This is a genomic window from Synechococcus sp. CBW1006, from assembly GCF_015840525.1.
Taxonomy (GTDB): Bacteria; Cyanobacteriota; Cyanobacteriia; order PCC-6307; family Cyanobiaceae; genus CBW1002.
The window spans coordinates 536998-552035 of the sequence record NZ_CP060396.1 but is presented as its reverse complement, the minus strand read 5'-3'; the positions used below and the strand labels follow the sequence as shown (position 1 = coordinate 552035).

Sequence of the window (15038 nt, the reverse complement as noted above, 5' to 3'; positions counted from 1 at the left end):
ATTTCACGATGAATCCAGACGATTGACTTGTCAAGTCTTTCGTCTGGATTGCCGATCGGTTGTGGGCTACACCTGCAATCTTGGTCGTGACGTCTGCGGTGCCGGCCCCCGGGCGGTGATCGCCGCCGCTGCGCCCTGTGGGGGCGCTACGGCGCGATCTCCTGGGGCCTGAGGCTCAGGCCGCTGCTTCTTGCAAGGAAGGCTGCGTGGGCAGCTCCGCCAGTGAGGGGATGGCGGCCATGCTCTCGGCGGAGAACATGCGCCGGCCCTCCAGCTGCCAGTGCTCGTCCTGCTCCAGCAGCACAGCCCCCACCAAGCGGGTGATCGAGGCGTCATTCGGGAAGATGCCAACCACCCGAGTGCGGCGTTTGATCTCCTCATTGAGGCGCTCGAGCAGGTTGGTGCTCCAAGTCTTTTTCCAGTGTTGAGGCGGGAAGTGACGGAAGGCGAGCACGTCTTCCCGGGCGTGCAGCATGAGCTCAGCAGCCTTGGGGAAGCGATCCACCAGTGAGCTGGCCAGATCGTCCCAGCGGGCCTCGATTTCGTCCGTTTTCTCCTGGGCGAACACTGAGCGCAAGGCAGCGGTGACCATGCCTTGGTGGGCCTTGGGCACCCGTTGGAGCAGGTTTCTGGCGAAATGGACCCTGCAGCGCTGCCAGCAGCTGCCCTGCAGCATCCGCCGGATCGCCTTGGTGAGGCCCACGTGCGCGTCGCTGATCACGAGCTTGACCCCAGTGAGGCCGCGCTCCTTGAGCGAGCCAATGAACTCGCTCCAGAAGCTCTCGGTTTCGCTGTCGCCCACCTTGATGCCGAGCAGCTCGCGGCGACCATCGGCATTGACGCCCATGGCCACCACCACAGCCCTGGAGCAGACCTGCATCGCCTTGCCGAGACGCCCGTGGAGATAGGTGGCATCGAGGTACAGGTAGGCGTAGCCGGTGGCCTCAAGGGGGCGGTTCAGGAAGGCCTGCACCTGGATGTCGATGTCAGCGCAGATGCGGCTCACCTGAGATTTGGAGATGCCGCTCTGGACTCCCAGGGCGGCCACCAGGGCGTCGACCTTGCGCGTTGAGATGCCGCCGACACAGGGTTGCCTGAAAGTCACTCCAACCTCGCTCCCGCGAGCTGAACCCCGCCCAACGCCAGCATCCCTCTGATGTCGTAAGCCAGTTCCCGGAGCCCCCGTCGGATCGAGCGGTAGCCGCCGCGCCGCAGCAGGTTCATGACCACGGTCCGCAGGAACGCAAACACCGGTGCACCGATGCGATGGGTATAGCGGTGGGCGTCCTCACCGAGCTGGGTGTCGCGGGCCCAGTGCCATTCGTTTTCAATGCTCCAGCGTTGCCGGATCAGGCGCAGCAGGCCTTCTGGAGCTGTGCGAACGGTCGTGATGAACAAGTGCCTGGTGACACTGTGCTTGCCGTTGCGCTTGGTGGTCGTGGTGATCAGCTCCACGATCCAGGCGCTGCCCGGCCAGGCTTCCTTGATGTGATCGGGGGCTTCCTTGGCCCTGAGCTCCCAGCGCGTGTCACGCCCATGGCGTTTCTCCTGATCCGTTGCAGTGAAAGGGATCCGACGTTTTCCCTCGAACTGGCGGCTGATCTGCCGATGGAGCCTGGGCTGATTCGTTTTGACGGTCAGGGCGACGTCGGCTCCCTGCTCGAGGCACCAGCGAAAAACGCCTGCGTCGTGTGCAGGGCATCCGCCTGGATCAGCTTGCCCTCTAAGAGTTTGCTGAAAAACCCCGCCGCCTCTGCGAAAATAGGGCAACTGCCCCAGGTTTGATGCGAGGTCAGCAGGAGCGCAGCGGCTCCTTGTTCTCCTACGTCTCGATCGAGGAGCGGATCCCGACCAGCCATCCACTCAGGCGGATTCGCAAGCTGGCGGATCAGGCCCTCGATCGACTCAATCCCACCTTCTGCAGGTTGTATGCCTCAGAAGGGAGACCATCGGTGCCGCCAGAGCAGCTGCTGCTGGCCTCGTTGTTGCAGGCGTTCTACGGCATCCGCTCCGAGAGGCTGCTGCTGGAGCAGGTCCACTACAACCTGCTGTTCCGCTGGTTTGTGGGCTTGAGCCCTGACGATGCGATCTGGCATCCGACCACATTCACCAAGAATCGTGATCGGCTCCTCACTGACGACGTCATGGGGCTGTTCCTGGAGAAGCTGATGGGAGCACCCGAGGTCAAACCGCTGCTCAGTGACGAGCACTTTTCGGTGGACGGCACGTTGCTCCAGGCCTGGGCGTCACACGCTTCCTTGGAGCGGATCGATGGCCAGGAGGATCCTCCGCCTCCGCCCACAGGTCCTGGCGAAGGATTCGGTGCTCCCAAAGAGGGAAAGAAGCGCGCCAAAGGGGACTTTCGCGGCATCAAGCTCAGCAACGAGACCCACCGCTCCAGCACCGATCCTGAGGCACGGCTGGCCCGGAAATCGAATGCCCATCCAGCGCAGCTGAGCTATCGGGGCCATGTCCTCATGGACAACCGCCACGACCTGATCGTCGATTGCCGCGTCACCCAGGCCACGGGCACCGGTGAGCGGGATGCCGCCAAAGAGATGGCAGCAGACCTCACCGGTGCCCACCAGAAGACCGTCGGCGCCGACAAGAACTACGACACCAAAGGGTTTGTCGCTGAGATGCGGCGGATCGGTGTCACGCCCCACGTGGCCCAGAACACGGCCCGCAGCGGTGGCTCAGCCATTGATGGCCGCACCACCCGTCACGTGGGCTACTCCAAATCGATCAACGCCCGCCGGGGGATCGAAAAGGTGTTTGGTTGGATCAAGGCGTTCGGAGGGCTGCGCCAGTTCAAACTGCGCGGTACCGAGAAGGTCGGCGCCGTGTTTGGCCTGCATGTGATCGCCTACAACCTGATCCGCCTGGGCAACCTGCTCAAGCCCGCGATGGAGGCGGCATGAACAGCCCGTTGTCCAGAGGTGTGCCCAATAGGCCTCAACCAATGCCTTGCAGAGAGGCCAACGATGCCGAAATCGGGCTGTTTGCGGCTCTGATAGCCGCCGATCCGTCTTTTTGAGCCGGAAATCCACTGATGCCTGTGGAAAACTGGCTCGTGGGTTGGTTTTTCAGCAAACTCCTAAATCCATCGTGCTCAGCAGCTCTTTGAGCGCTGCTCGCTCGCTCGATTCATGGGTGTCGTAGGCCTTCTGAGCCAAGGCGACACCGAGGGCTCGGGCGTAGACCGTCACCTGGGCGACAAAGCGGTGGTTGCCGTCATCGGTCTCGATGGCTGAACCCTTCAGGGTCTTGCCATCGCACACCAACTGCTCCACAGCCGTTGTACCGCCTGGGATATGGCTGATCATCCAGGCCTGGAGCACCTCGCCGAACTGCTGCAGGTGCGCCTTGTTGAACAGGTAGAGGAAGGTGGCGTCCGAAGGCCAGCGCTTGAAATTCAGCCCCAGGGCCTGGTTCAACACCTCCCGGTGCCGCCTGGCGAACGCCTCCAGATCGCGGGAGCTGCGGCAGTCGCTGAGGATCCCAAGCACCGCCACCAGCAGCAGGTACCACTGCGGGTAGCGCACCCCGCGGCGGTAACGGCCATCGGGGATGGCCTTGAGGAAGCTGATCAGGTCGGCATCGGCGTTGAAATCAACAGCGGGAGCAGCGGTCTGGGGCATTGCTGAGGGGCTGGTCCCGCGAGCAAACCAGGCCGCGGCAGGGGCGCCAAGGGCAAGCTGGACGGACTTTCAGGCGGCCCTGGCCGCCGACATAGGCCTCCATCACCACGCCGTAGAGGGCCTGGTCCACACGGCGGCGCGGCTCCAGGATCGAGGGCAGGTGGCTGCCGGAGCGCAGTTTGGGGATGCGGAGATCGATGTCCCCCACCTGGGTGGCCAGGGTGCGCGGCCGGTAGCCGTTGCGGTAGCCGAGCCGCTCCTCGCTGCGCTCATGGCGCTCTGCGCCGAGCACGGCAGCGACCTCCAGCTCGATCAGCTGCTGCAGGCCGTAACGGGCCAGCTCGGGGATCAACTCACCGGCAGTGCTGCCATCCAGTAGCGGCGCGAGGTCGGGTGCGGCACAGTAAGTCTTGGGCGTGTGTCACGAGTCAGCAGGTGAAAGCCAAGGCTGATGAAACTGCATCGGGGATGGGAGTGTGGCCTCCCGGGATCGGCCTGCAGGGGCTGGTACCAAACCACCCCGTGCTGCTGCGTTCAAAAGACGTGGTGGTGAGCGACGGGGAAACGGCGGACTGGATCCGTCAGGTGTGCGACGAGAAGGTGAGCGCAAGCGAACCGTTGATGACGCGCCGATATCTATTTCAGACGCTGCCAAAACGGGAGGCGGCCCAAATCTCCTGGATCAGTGTGGACAGAGCCTGTCTATGGACCACACGGCAGCCGGCGTATAGACGGCACGAGCTCATCGCAGGCCCTGATGCGGAACGTGAGAACCTGCCATGGAATGCCAAGGGAACATCCCAAGTGGTCACCACCATGAGGGTCAATACCGATGTCTGTGGCAGGGGCGGAGCAACCCGTAGTAGCGATGATGGGTCTGTAACGGACTCGGAGCCAAGGGGTTGCATCATCCCGTTTGGAGTCTCCCATCAACTGCCTACGGCAGGAGGAATGGGATGACAACAGACAAGCCGCTACCGATTACCAAGGTGATGGTCTGGAAGGCCTATCAACAGGTGAAACGGAACGGACAGGCGGCCGGTGTGGATGGCCAAAGCCTGGACGACTTCAACAAGGATCTGGAGAATAATCTCTACAAACTCTGGAATCGGATGGCATCAGGAAGTTATCTTCCGCCACCAGTTCGGCGTGTGGAGATTCCCAAATCCGGTGGAGGCGTCAGGCCGCTGGGTATCCCGACGGTTGCTGATCGCATCGCACAGATGGTGGTCAAGCAGGTGCTGGAGCCAGAGCTGGAGCTGATCTTTGATCAGGATTCCTACGGCTACAGACCGGGCAAGTCAGCGCATCAGGCAGTAGAGGTCTGCCGTCAGCGCTGCTGGAGGTCCAACTGGGTTCTCGATCTCGACATCAAGGGGTTTTTCGATGCTATCGATCACGACCTGTTGATGCGCGCGATCAAGGCCCATACCTCCGAGCGCTGGGTGGTGCTCTACCTGCAACGATGGCTGCAGGCACCGGTTCTGTTGCCGGATGGCACGCTCCATCCCAGGGACCGGGGCACACCGCAAGGTGGTGTCATCAGTCCACTGCTGGCCAATCTGTTCCTGCACTATGCGTTTGATGTGTGGATGCGCCGGAGCCACCCGGCCATTGCCTTTGAGCGCTATGCAGATGATGTGATCTGTCATTGCCACAGCGAGAAGGAAGCTCGGCGGTTGCTGGAGGCATTGCAGGATCGCTTTGCGTCCTGTGGCCTCCAGCTTCATCCCCAGAAGACCCAGGTGGTCTACTGCAGGGATAGCAACCGCCGGGCACCGTTTGCTGATGTCACGTTCACGTTTCTTGGTTTCGCGTTTCGGCCACGTGTGTCTCGCAATTCTCGCGGAGTCATCTACACAGGCTTTTTGCCGGCAGTGAGTCCGCAGGCTCTCCAGCGTATGCGGGAGAGGATTAGGTCGATAGGGCTTCCATCGCTCGTGTATCTGTCGCTTGAGGAGATCGCTAAAGTGCTGAATCCAGTGATTCGTGGCTGGATTCAGTACTACGGTCGTTTCTATAGGACAGAACTGATCAGGAAGTTGTATCGCTACCTGGATGACAGAATTGCAGCCTGGTTACGGCAGAAGTACAAAAGGCTGCGGGGTCGTCGGCTCCAAAGCTGGCGAGTACTTGCCAGGATCAGGTCTGGACATCGTGATCTGTTCGCGCACTGGCGTCGAGTCAGTGAAGTGGCATGTGGATGATGGGAGCCGTATGACGCGAGAGTGTCACGTACGGTTCTGTGAGCACCTCGGGGGGAAGTTCCCCGGGGTGACTCGACATGGTTCGTCTGGTTGAGGTAGTGCTCAAACCAGGGTCACGGGCCTGCCCACCCCTTGCAACGCTGGCCGCTGAGCGGAACGTCTGAGGTGCGCGCTCAACCCCGGCTACGCCGGGGTTGAGGTCCCCAGGGATTTACACCAACACAGGGGACGCAAGCAAGGATCAGCATTCGGATCCTTGCTGGAGTTACCAAGCAGTCCACTGCTGGAATCCGGGCCGGAGGTGTCCTCATCGCAAGCGCTCCCAGCCTAAGTTGATGCCGGAATTCAGGGAGGCGTAAGGGGTTCAGCAGAGTCGGCCTTCCCCTAGTGCTGTCCCGCTTCCCTGAACACTTAAGAAACCGAGCTTGGATTCGGGTCGAGCCCCCCCCTGAAGGTGTCGACCAAGCTGAGCTTCAGACAGCGGAGATGTTACTAACTTCAACCGAAACTCCTTGACAACGCACCATCGCTGGGAGCCACTGAAAGTATCGCGAGGCCGGAGTATCCAGTTGCCGCAATGGATCATGCTCGCGCATGAGGGGAGAAGACGACTCAGCGCCAGGAGACATCGGCCGTTTCGCACATGACAGCCGCTGTCATGTCCCTTGACTATTCCAGGTACAATGCCCTCAAGAAGCACTCGAAGACGTTTCTGTTCAAAGCATCGACCTCATCCATCGAACTCAAAGGAGGAAACATGGCAAAACAATTCATGGTTCAACGAAACTATTTTAGTTTCAACTCTCCACCAAACAAGAAGTCACGATCTCAGAGCCGAACCAAGGCAATCCTTGCAGGCCCGCATGCAGAGAAGGTTTCACAACCGCCGGGTAGAAAATGGAAGTCTTCGCTGCTGCTCTTGGCCATCTTGCTGCTGACGGAAACCATACTCTCAAGCTGCGCTATGGCCAGGTCATTCCAGCGCCGCATGCAGGGCGGCCCTAGGCAGTCTGCAGCAGCTAAACCAGTCAATGTATCAACAGGTGGATGGCCCTATTCAGCATTGATTCCAGGGGCTCCTGCAGGCAGCAATACTCTCGAAATATTTGCTTGCAGGCAGTCATCTGGGCCTCCTTGTCCGACACTTGTATATATTCATGGAGGATCTCTGATGAGAGGCGATAAAAGGAGTGTCGGATCCATGCCCGAGCTGCTGAATCGCAATGGCTTCTGCCTTGTCTCCTTAAACTATCCAGTGTATGGACGCCCGATCGAGGGGCTGATCGCGCAGCAGATGAGTGCAGTTGCTTCCGCCACAGCATGGCTTGAAGGCAATCTAAGAAGAACCTCACCTTCATGCACCATGAAAGATGCATCCATGATTGGGCATTCAGCAGGGGCCTATCTAGCAGCACTTACCCTCACAAGTCCATCCTATCGGAAAACAGCAGACATCTATAGCAAATTTATCCTGAACGACTCCAATTGGTATACAGGCAAAGTTCGTCGATACAAGGATAGCCTTGTCGCAATTTTTGGGCAGAGTGCCGTAAGCGAGCCAGGCAAGAATTCCCTTATTGCAGAATGGGTTCCTGCTCAACTTGTCAGGACATCATGTCCAAAGAAATCATCTCCGACTGAGGTGATGGTCATGTATTCAACCCAGCGGCCAGAAAAACAGCAGGACGAAATCAGGTCGTTCGCGAGTGCCCTCAATGAATGCTCGGCGTTCAACGCCTCGGTCTCGTCTCATCCTTATGACCACAAAGAGATGCACACGAGCATCGGAGAACCTGGAAGCAGCACAGGAGCGGCCATCCTTGGAGCCCTAAAACATTGACATGTATCCGCGTACTTCCAAATGCCCATCTATCCGTCAATCGCATTCGCCAATCTGCACAGACTGAACATGACCACGACTGCACTGCTTCTCGTGGATCAATAGCTGAGGTCTGCAGTGCTGGCAGATGTCAGACTCATCGGTTTAGAGCAATGAATATAAGATAAGTTCTTGGGATCGGAAGTCCCTTCGTTACAGAGCAGTTCAGCTTGCTCAGTGCAGCATGAAAGAGCCTGCGTCAGCACCGCAGCCGATGGTGGTGCAGACAGGGAGGGATTACTTGAGTGCGAAGGCGGCGTGCCTACAGTCTGCACTGCTCATAATCATGCTAATCTGAAAGACAGCTAAAAGAGTTCGATGCAGGGCTACGCAATTGTAGGCATGGCATGCAGATATCCAGGGATCAAGGACACCTCATCTTACTGGCAAGCACTTGTTAGAGGGGAATCACTCCTAAAGGAGATGACTGATCCTTGGGCCAGTCTTTACTACAGCAAAGACCAGGACAGGTCCAACCCACGAGAATCCTACTCCACGATATACACCAAGAAATATGGGTCAATCGCCGAAAATAGCTGGATAGATTGCCTTCGGTTCGCATTTCCTCCAAACCTTGTTGAAGGCGATCCATCGCAGTACCTTTGCCTCCAGGTGGCCGCCGAGGCAATGGCTGACGCATTGCGCGGACGGGCACCGGAATGGATTCCCCATGAACGGACCGGAGTGGTGGTCGGCATGGGTGACCATCCTCATCGAGGCATCGTCGGGGCGTTGATGAATGGGATGATCTTGGAGCATTTCATTGATGTTCTTGCAGATTCCGTGGGTGCAGTTCTCAAAGGAGCGCGAAGGAAGCAACTTCGATCACTGCTTTCGTCCGCTTTTGAGCTGGTTACTGACCCCGCAATAACGCCCAATCTCATCTCTAACGTTGTTTCTGGGACGATTGCGAACAGGCTTGGCCTACTTGGTCCAAACTACCTTGTAGATGGTGCCTGCACTTCGGGCATGATCGCAGTAGATCATGCAATCAAGCAACTAGATTCTGGCGACGCTGATCTAATGCTTGTTGGCGGAGTTCAGGCCACGATGAATTTCCCAATTTACCAGTTGTTTTGCACAATTAATGCCTTATCGGAAGAAGGAATATTCCCAATGTCAAAGTTCGCATCCGGAACACTGCTTTCCGAAGGAGTTGGCTTCATTGCTTTGAAGCGTTTGTCAGATGCAGTAGAATCTGGCGACCCGATATATTCTGTTATCCGTTCAGTCGCCTTGGCCAGCGATGGCAAAGGTGAGGGTTTGCTTGCACCAAATCGTCAAGGACAGGTGCTGGCAATGAAGAGAGCATATCAGAAATGCGACATTAAGCCTTCAGATGTTTCACTAGTAGAAGTTCATGCTACAGGAATTCCGCATGGTGACAACACCGAACTTTCATCGATGCTGGAAGTCTTCGAGGGCTGTCATCGTGGCCTATCCACAATTGCCGTTGGATCAATCAAATCTCTGATTGGCCATACAATTCCCGCCTCTGGCGTTGCCAGCCTGATCAAGGCCTCGCTCGCCCTTCAGAATAAACTACTTCCACCATCAGTTTGTCCAGATCCGTTAGAAGCTGTCGCTGATCACTCCACCCCTTTCTATATTAATCGCACGCTTCGACGTTGGTTCCATTCACCCGCAAAGCCGCGTATTGCAGCCATTAATTCCTTCGGCTTTGGAGGAATCAATGGGCACTTACTGCTTCAGGAATTCACGGATTCTAATCAGCAGGCTGGATCGCCCGTCATTCTGTTCCCATATACGGCCTCAAAGTCGCCAGATCTCCTTGCTGATACTGATCCAAGCATTGGCAATGATTCATCTGGAAAGACTTACCGTGGATTACTCAAATATCAGCACCAAGGCTATACCACAACTGGTCGAGCTATCTTTCTTGAGGCAGACTCGCGCTCTGAATTACAAGACTTAATTGCTGGTCTTGAAGTTGACAAGATACATCAGGCAGTCCTGTTCAAATCGACCCATAGCAACAACCAGTCATCGAGAGCTGCAACCCGACTAGTTATCTTTGCATCATCGCACAGAAATCTTGGCGAGGGTCTGCAGGATGCCTCATCTTGGCTGGCATCCAATCCATCGTCATCAAGTCATCGTGGACGTCACTTTATTTATTCTGAGTCGGCAGATTCACGAGGAAAGATAGCATTCCTAATTCCTGGAGAAGGAGTACAATCGCCTGAAATGCTCGGCGACCTGACAACGAACATTGATTTATTTGCGTATTGGTATAATTTCATGGATGAGGCTTTGGGCCGTGAGATCCCACTCGGATTAGTCACTTGCTTGCCGAATGCTGACTTAGACTGTGCCAGATCAGCCAATGCAAGGCGAATTGAGCTTCTTTATGCTCAGGATTCAGCCACGCAAATTATTGCTGCGTGCCTGATGTCCTTCTATGAAATTGCCTCTCGCATAGGACTGCGGCCAGATCAGCTGGTTGGACATAGCCAAGGAGAGTCTAATGCAGTGATGCTGTCAGGTAGCCTAGCCACAATGAAGAATCAGGATGACCTTAGGACAAGGATAAAGCAAATTCATGAGTTCTTCTCGAAAGCCGATTCGATCGATGAGTTCCCTGAGGGGTCGACGTTTGCAATCTCTGGACTTGAACTAGGCCAACTTAATACTATTTTAAAGATGCGATCTGAATGGTCGTTAATTTCTGACAACTGTCGCTCACAGCGCGTCGTATTTTCTGAGGCTGACTTCTGCGAGGAGCTGGTTGAGCACATAGTTGCTGCTGGAGGCAACATCTTGCCGACCCCATTAACACGACCATATCATACGCGATACTTCAAAAATGGTGCCGAAACGCATCGTAGACTCTATAGAGAGTTTCCTCATTCGATACAATTCGAATCACATCATGCAGTCGCATACAGCTGCTTGACAACCAAGCCCTATCCCTCTGACTATGAGCAAGGGATGCAGATTTTTATCGATCAGTGGCTCAATCCTGTCAGGTATGAAGAGACGATCCGAAATATGTATGCCGACGGAGCCAGATACTTTATTGAGCTGGGGCCAAATACTACGCTCACTAGTTATACGAAGGAAGCACTTTCTGAATTCCCAGACATTGTTGCTGTCTCGCTAGGGACCTCCCGTAAAGACAGCACCACTGCCTTTCTCCAGTCGGTGGCAATCCTGTGGACATCGGGGCTGGACCTCAATCTGGGAGCTCTCGATGGCCTTTTCATCGAACGCTATCGAACAGGCCTGGCGACCGTGATCAAGCCAGCAACCGCAGTCCCGGTTCATTCAGAAATTCCTCAATATAACTCCGTCGGGCTCAGGGACTTTCTGACCTCACTAGCTTCAGACGTCGTCCCCCCTTCTTCAGGAAGCCGAAGTGAGTCGTCTAGCCAGACCGTGTCTGCCCAGGACCCTACCTCCATGGCGGTTATCAGTGATCCCACCTCCTCTGGAGCCAGATCCACATCCAGCCCGAACGCATTACCTGTCCCGGTTGTCAAAGAGCAGGATCCTGTGCTGGGCCAACAACTTCTGCTGGAGCACAGCCGAACCATCTTGACGATTCTGGCCAGCGCAGAAGCCAGCTCAAAGCAGATCCTAAAACAGGTTGATTAATCAATGTCAATGCTACTGGCAAAGGCACCTGACACACTGTTATGCCAGTATCTTTCCGAGAAGTATTTATCCGATCAAGAGAAGTGGTATGTTTCTAGGCTTCGTCATAACAAGCGAATAGCTGACTATGTGGCCAGCCGTCTAATGGGCAAGCTTCTGTTGCAACAATGGCTGAAACATGGTTCTATTGCTGCATCTCAACTGGAGCTCTACGGTCCGCCTGCCAGCCCACCCAAGCTTTATTACTGCCAGCAGAATCTCCACGGTCTATTTGTATCTGTTTCACATTCTCGTGGACTGGTGCTCGTTGGCATTACAGATCACTCTGCAATCGGTCTAGACATCGAACATGTCGCAGGCCATGATTGGCAAGCCATTTTTGCTTACATGCGGTGGCCCATGCCTGTACCAGCAAATCAGTTGCCAACTGAGATTGTATGTTGTTGCATCTGGACAATCTTTGAAGCTGGCTTCAAGTTATATGGTGGTCTCGTTTCCGAAGCCGACTTTCGTCTATTGTCCATCAGCTTCTACACAGGTGAATCAGTGGCTTGGCCCTGCACATTTTCATTTGAAGCAGCTTTTCAAGACCATTACTATGGCGGGAAAGGAATAGCCGAGGCTGACTGGACTATTTCCGTGGCCAAGCAGCGCTTGTAGTACTGTGACTGCTTGACTGAACCCTCTTTAATTCGACAATCATAGACATAAGGACACGTGAATCATACGAATTCCCACCCCATAAGGCCAGTCTCTCAGCCATCCAGCAGGCCATTACATAGGGACTCCTGAAAAAGATTCTCGGCCCATCGGCGCCGGATTCGTCCGTTTGCTTCGCGTTAATCAGGCCGGCAAGCGCGGTGACATCAAGTGGGCCAGATCTCAAAAGGCTGGCTTGCAGATGCCCTCAGGCGCTCTGATCGCTGACCAGGCCATAAGAAAGCTGTAGATCCACCCAAAAAGAACGACAAAAAAGAGGCGCAGCAGCCTCAAGACCTTCTCCGCGCACATCACGACAAAGGCCATCGAGATGGAGGATTCGGCACCAGCTGGTAGACGAGCCTTGATCAGATCCAGCGAATACTTGCGCTTTCCAGAGCCAAAGACGCCTTCCACTTCATTGCGTCGTGCTTGATCAGATCGGAGCTGCTGCTTGTGTGTAGTAGTGACATCAGGATCCTTGGGCGGGCGGCCCAATCGCTTGCCGGAGAGGCGAATGCCGTTCCTCGTGCAGAAATGCCTATTCTTGGCCGTGATGTAAATCCGGTCGGCGCAGATGCGCTCTGGGTATGATCCTGTATCCAGCTTGTATTTTTCCGCCTGAGCGATCAGGTCTTCTCCTTCGTTGTAGGGGTTCCAGCTGATGCGGTGCAAGAACGGAAAGCCGTTTTGAACCGAAACGCTGATCTTGGCACCAAACTCCACCGCAGCACGTGCCTTGCCTCGCACCATTGGGCGGATATGGGTCTGCACAAGATTCACCAGGCGATCTGGAATGCTGTTGGTCCGAGAGTCGAGCAGAAGGCTCTGCTGCCGCTCCAGCTCGCTGCAGGCCAGTAACTTCTGCCACCAATGCCTCTTGAGCTCGGAAAGCCTTGCCCCACAGTCGATCAGAGCGTCAATAGCCTTGAGATTCTGGCGCACATAGCCAAGCTGATGTTTAATGGAAGCCTTCACCTTGCGTCGGCGTGGCCGTTTCTGCTTCGCGACTCTGAGGAAATGAGCACGAGCAAGGCCACGGTCGTAGCGCGGTCGATGTCTCCTGAATCCCGATGACTGACTGCACAGATTATCAATGACTCGCTCGGTCGTTGTGCGAGCCTCGTTGAGGAGCTTGAGGTCTCTGGGATAGGTGATGTCGGCAGGAGTGCAACTGGCATCAATCGTGAGAGTGCCCCAATTCTTTCCTTCTGGCCAGTCAGCAGGCTTGATCAACGCATCAAGTTCTAGCTGAGCGCCTCCTCCACTCGAATCACGATCATCATGGTCGTCATCGTCTGCTGCCTGAGCAAGTGCTTCCAGAAGGATCTCTTTGCCGCGCTGCACTACCAGCTCATTGATACGGCGCAGATCCTCATCAGAAAAGCGTTTGCGAAAGTGCACCATCATCGAGGCATCAAACGGTGCTTTGGCTGTGTAGCCCGCAAAGCCGAGAAAGAACTGCACATAGGCGTTCTCTCTGATCTGATGGACAGTCTCCTCGTCGGTGAGCCCTAACTTCTGCTTGATGTAGAGAGCACCAAAGGCCATCCTCACTGATTTGGCTGGAGCGCCAATTGTGGAGCTGAATTGAGTGGCATAGGTTTCTTCCAGCTCATCCCATGGGATCAGCCCCTCCAGTTGAACCCAGCGGTTCTCGGGATCAAGTGTGCCGCCAAATGGCAGGTGGAACTCCTTGAGGGCACCTCGAAAAATAGCCTCTACCAAGACGGAGCACTCAAGCCACGCCTGACGGGACAATGAGTCTCAATTGCCGGATCCAGCAGATCCCGAATTTTTCGAGGTGCCCTTGATTGAGATCTGACCGTTATTGTGCCTCCGGTACATTTGGAACGATCAGGAGTAAAGGCAATCACGGATTGCCTGATTCACGGCCACTTTAGCGGTTTCTCATGCTTGAGACAAGCTGCGGCGCAATGGATCTGGATTTTTCAGGAGTCCCTACATATTGCCTAACAAATGGGCGATGTCCCTGCCAATCTCGCTATCTGGGTAGGCTATCTCTCGCGAGATATCCACATGGCTGAGCGGGTAGGCTTTGACCGAAGCATGCATGTTCAACTTACTCTTAAGAAGTGATGCAAGGACAGTGGAACTGTCAAGACTGAAACGCTTCCTCGTAGTTGCGAGATAGACCCAACCCATGTCGGGACCAGGGCCACCTGCAGGGCATTGCAGCAGATTACTTACGGGAGAATAGGCACTGATGAGCTCATCTAGGCTACCTTTATTGCCATCCTCATAGCCGACTAGGCGTTCTATCTCAAGCCTAACATTCGGACGAGCCGCCCCATATCGCTTAGACAAGTCATATGCCGCTGAATCAACAAGAATAAATGATGTACGAGGATTGCAGAAGAGCCCCTTGGAGACCGCCAATGCGAGCAAGTATGCGCCTGCCGAATGCCCCAGGAAGATGACTGGCGAAGAAGGTTCGACTTGAGAAAGTGTACGCAACTCGGTTCCGACCCACTTGTCAAGTGATCGCAGAGCCAGCAGCTGGTCATCGATCAGACAAGCAGTACATTCAGCGGACAAAGGATAGTTGCATGAGACAAAGTTATAACCGAGAGAGTTAAAGTATAAATCCTTGCCTAGGACATGCTTCTTGGATCCCCTCCTAAGCCCTCCTCCATGCAGAAAGATAACAGCTCCCTTGGCAGGCGTAGACGCAAGCTTAAAGACATCAAGGGTCACCTTGTCACCATGAGAGGCCTTGAGCGACGGCGCGTAACAAATATCACTATGACAATGAACAGAAACCTCTGAGGGCAAGCGTGATGACGATAGCTGAGAGGACGGCTTACGAAGAAATCGCTTGCAACGGAGCAAAGACTTCCAAAGGTTAGATGCCATGAATGCTTGTGCCAGTAATTAGCCAGACAAAGACGGAGAAAGACCTAGCAATTGCCAAATGTATCAACCATGAATAGACAGGAGCAAAGGGCAACATTCGGAGCGCGTGGTGCGCTC

At 55.4% G+C, this 15038-nt stretch carries 12 protein-coding genes; 6 read left to right on the top strand and 6 right to left on the bottom strand.

The annotated features are described in order from the left end of the window. Positions 1-175 precede the first annotated feature (175 nt). On the bottom strand, positions 176-1105 hold the full coding sequence (locus H8F26_RS02590; protein ID WP_231605425.1) for an IS256 family transposase: 930 nt from the start codon (positions 1103-1105) through the stop codon (positions 176-178). Next, positions 1102-1641, bottom strand: a complete 540-nt coding sequence (locus H8F26_RS02585; protein WP_197158914.1) for an ISAs1 family transposase — start codon at positions 1639-1641, stop codon at positions 1102-1104. The genes H8F26_RS02590 and H8F26_RS02585 overlap by 4 nt, the downstream gene beginning before the upstream one ends. Here H8F26_RS02585 and H8F26_RS02580 point away from each other — a divergent pair. After that, positions 1537-1785: a hypothetical protein gene (locus H8F26_RS02580; protein WP_197159378.1), complete on the top strand. Its 249-nt coding sequence runs from the start codon at positions 1537-1539 to the stop codon at positions 1783-1785. The genes H8F26_RS02585 and H8F26_RS02580 overlap by 105 nt on opposite strands. Then, the gene (locus tag H8F26_RS02575) at positions 1785-2921 is read left to right on the top strand and encodes an IS5 family transposase (protein ID WP_197153730.1); all 1137 of its coding nucleotides are present in this window, start codon (positions 1785-1787) and stop codon (positions 2919-2921) included. The genes H8F26_RS02580 and H8F26_RS02575 overlap by 1 nt, the downstream gene beginning before the upstream one ends. A 165-nt stretch (positions 2922-3086) precedes the next feature. On the opposite strand, the gene H8F26_RS02570 is transcribed toward H8F26_RS02575, so the two are convergent. After that, positions 3087-3641, bottom strand: coding sequence for a transposase family protein (locus H8F26_RS02570; RefSeq protein WP_197157259.1), 555 nt, complete (start codon positions 3639-3641; stop codon positions 3087-3089). Then, a complete protein-coding gene (locus H8F26_RS02565; protein ID WP_370594666.1) occupies positions 3613-3993 on the bottom strand; it encodes a transposase in 381 nt (126 codons plus the stop codon). The genes H8F26_RS02570 and H8F26_RS02565 overlap by 29 nt, the downstream gene beginning before the upstream one ends. Positions 3994-4597: 604 nt before the next feature. On the opposite strand from H8F26_RS02565, the gene ltrA reads away from it, so the two are divergent. The 4 genes from ltrA to H8F26_RS02545 all read left to right on the top strand — a co-directional run bounded on the left by ltrA (position 4598) and on the right by H8F26_RS02545 (position 12005). Continuing rightward, positions 4598-5848 carry a group II intron reverse transcriptase/maturase gene (gene ltrA, locus H8F26_RS02560; RefSeq protein ID WP_231597922.1) on the top strand — a complete coding sequence of 417 codons (1251 nt, stop codon included), beginning with the start codon at positions 4598-4600 and terminating at the stop codon, positions 5846-5848. Positions 5849-6506: 658 nt separating this feature from the next. Continuing rightward, positions 6507-7688, top strand: coding sequence for an alpha/beta hydrolase (locus H8F26_RS02555; RefSeq protein WP_197157257.1), 1182 nt, complete (start codon positions 6507-6509; stop codon positions 7686-7688). A gap of 357 nt (positions 7689-8045) precedes the next feature. Then, the gene (locus H8F26_RS02550; RefSeq protein WP_197157255.1) at positions 8046-11345 is read left to right on the top strand and encodes a beta-ketoacyl synthase N-terminal-like domain-containing protein; all 3300 of its coding nucleotides are present in this window, start codon (positions 8046-8048) and stop codon (positions 11343-11345) included. 129 nt (positions 11346-11474) lie between these two features. Then, positions 11475-12005 carry a hypothetical protein gene (locus H8F26_RS02545; RefSeq protein WP_197157253.1) on the top strand — a complete coding sequence of 177 codons (531 nt, stop codon included), beginning with the start codon at positions 11475-11477 and terminating at the stop codon, positions 12003-12005. Positions 12006-12227: 222 nt separating this feature from the next. Here the strand turns inward: H8F26_RS02545 and H8F26_RS02540 are convergent, their stop codons facing one another. Both H8F26_RS02540 and H8F26_RS02535 read right to left on the bottom strand, forming a co-directional pair. Continuing rightward, positions 12228-13772, bottom strand: a complete 1545-nt coding sequence (locus tag H8F26_RS02540) for an IS5 family transposase (RefSeq protein WP_197157251.1) — start codon at positions 13770-13772, stop codon at positions 12228-12230. A 234-nt stretch (positions 13773-14006) separates the two neighbouring features. Next, positions 14007-14840 (bottom strand): alpha/beta hydrolase, encoded by an 834-nt coding sequence (locus H8F26_RS02535; RefSeq protein WP_231605424.1) that lies wholly within the window; start codon positions 14838-14840, stop codon positions 14007-14009. Between the last annotated feature and the right edge of the window lie 198 nt (positions 14841-15038).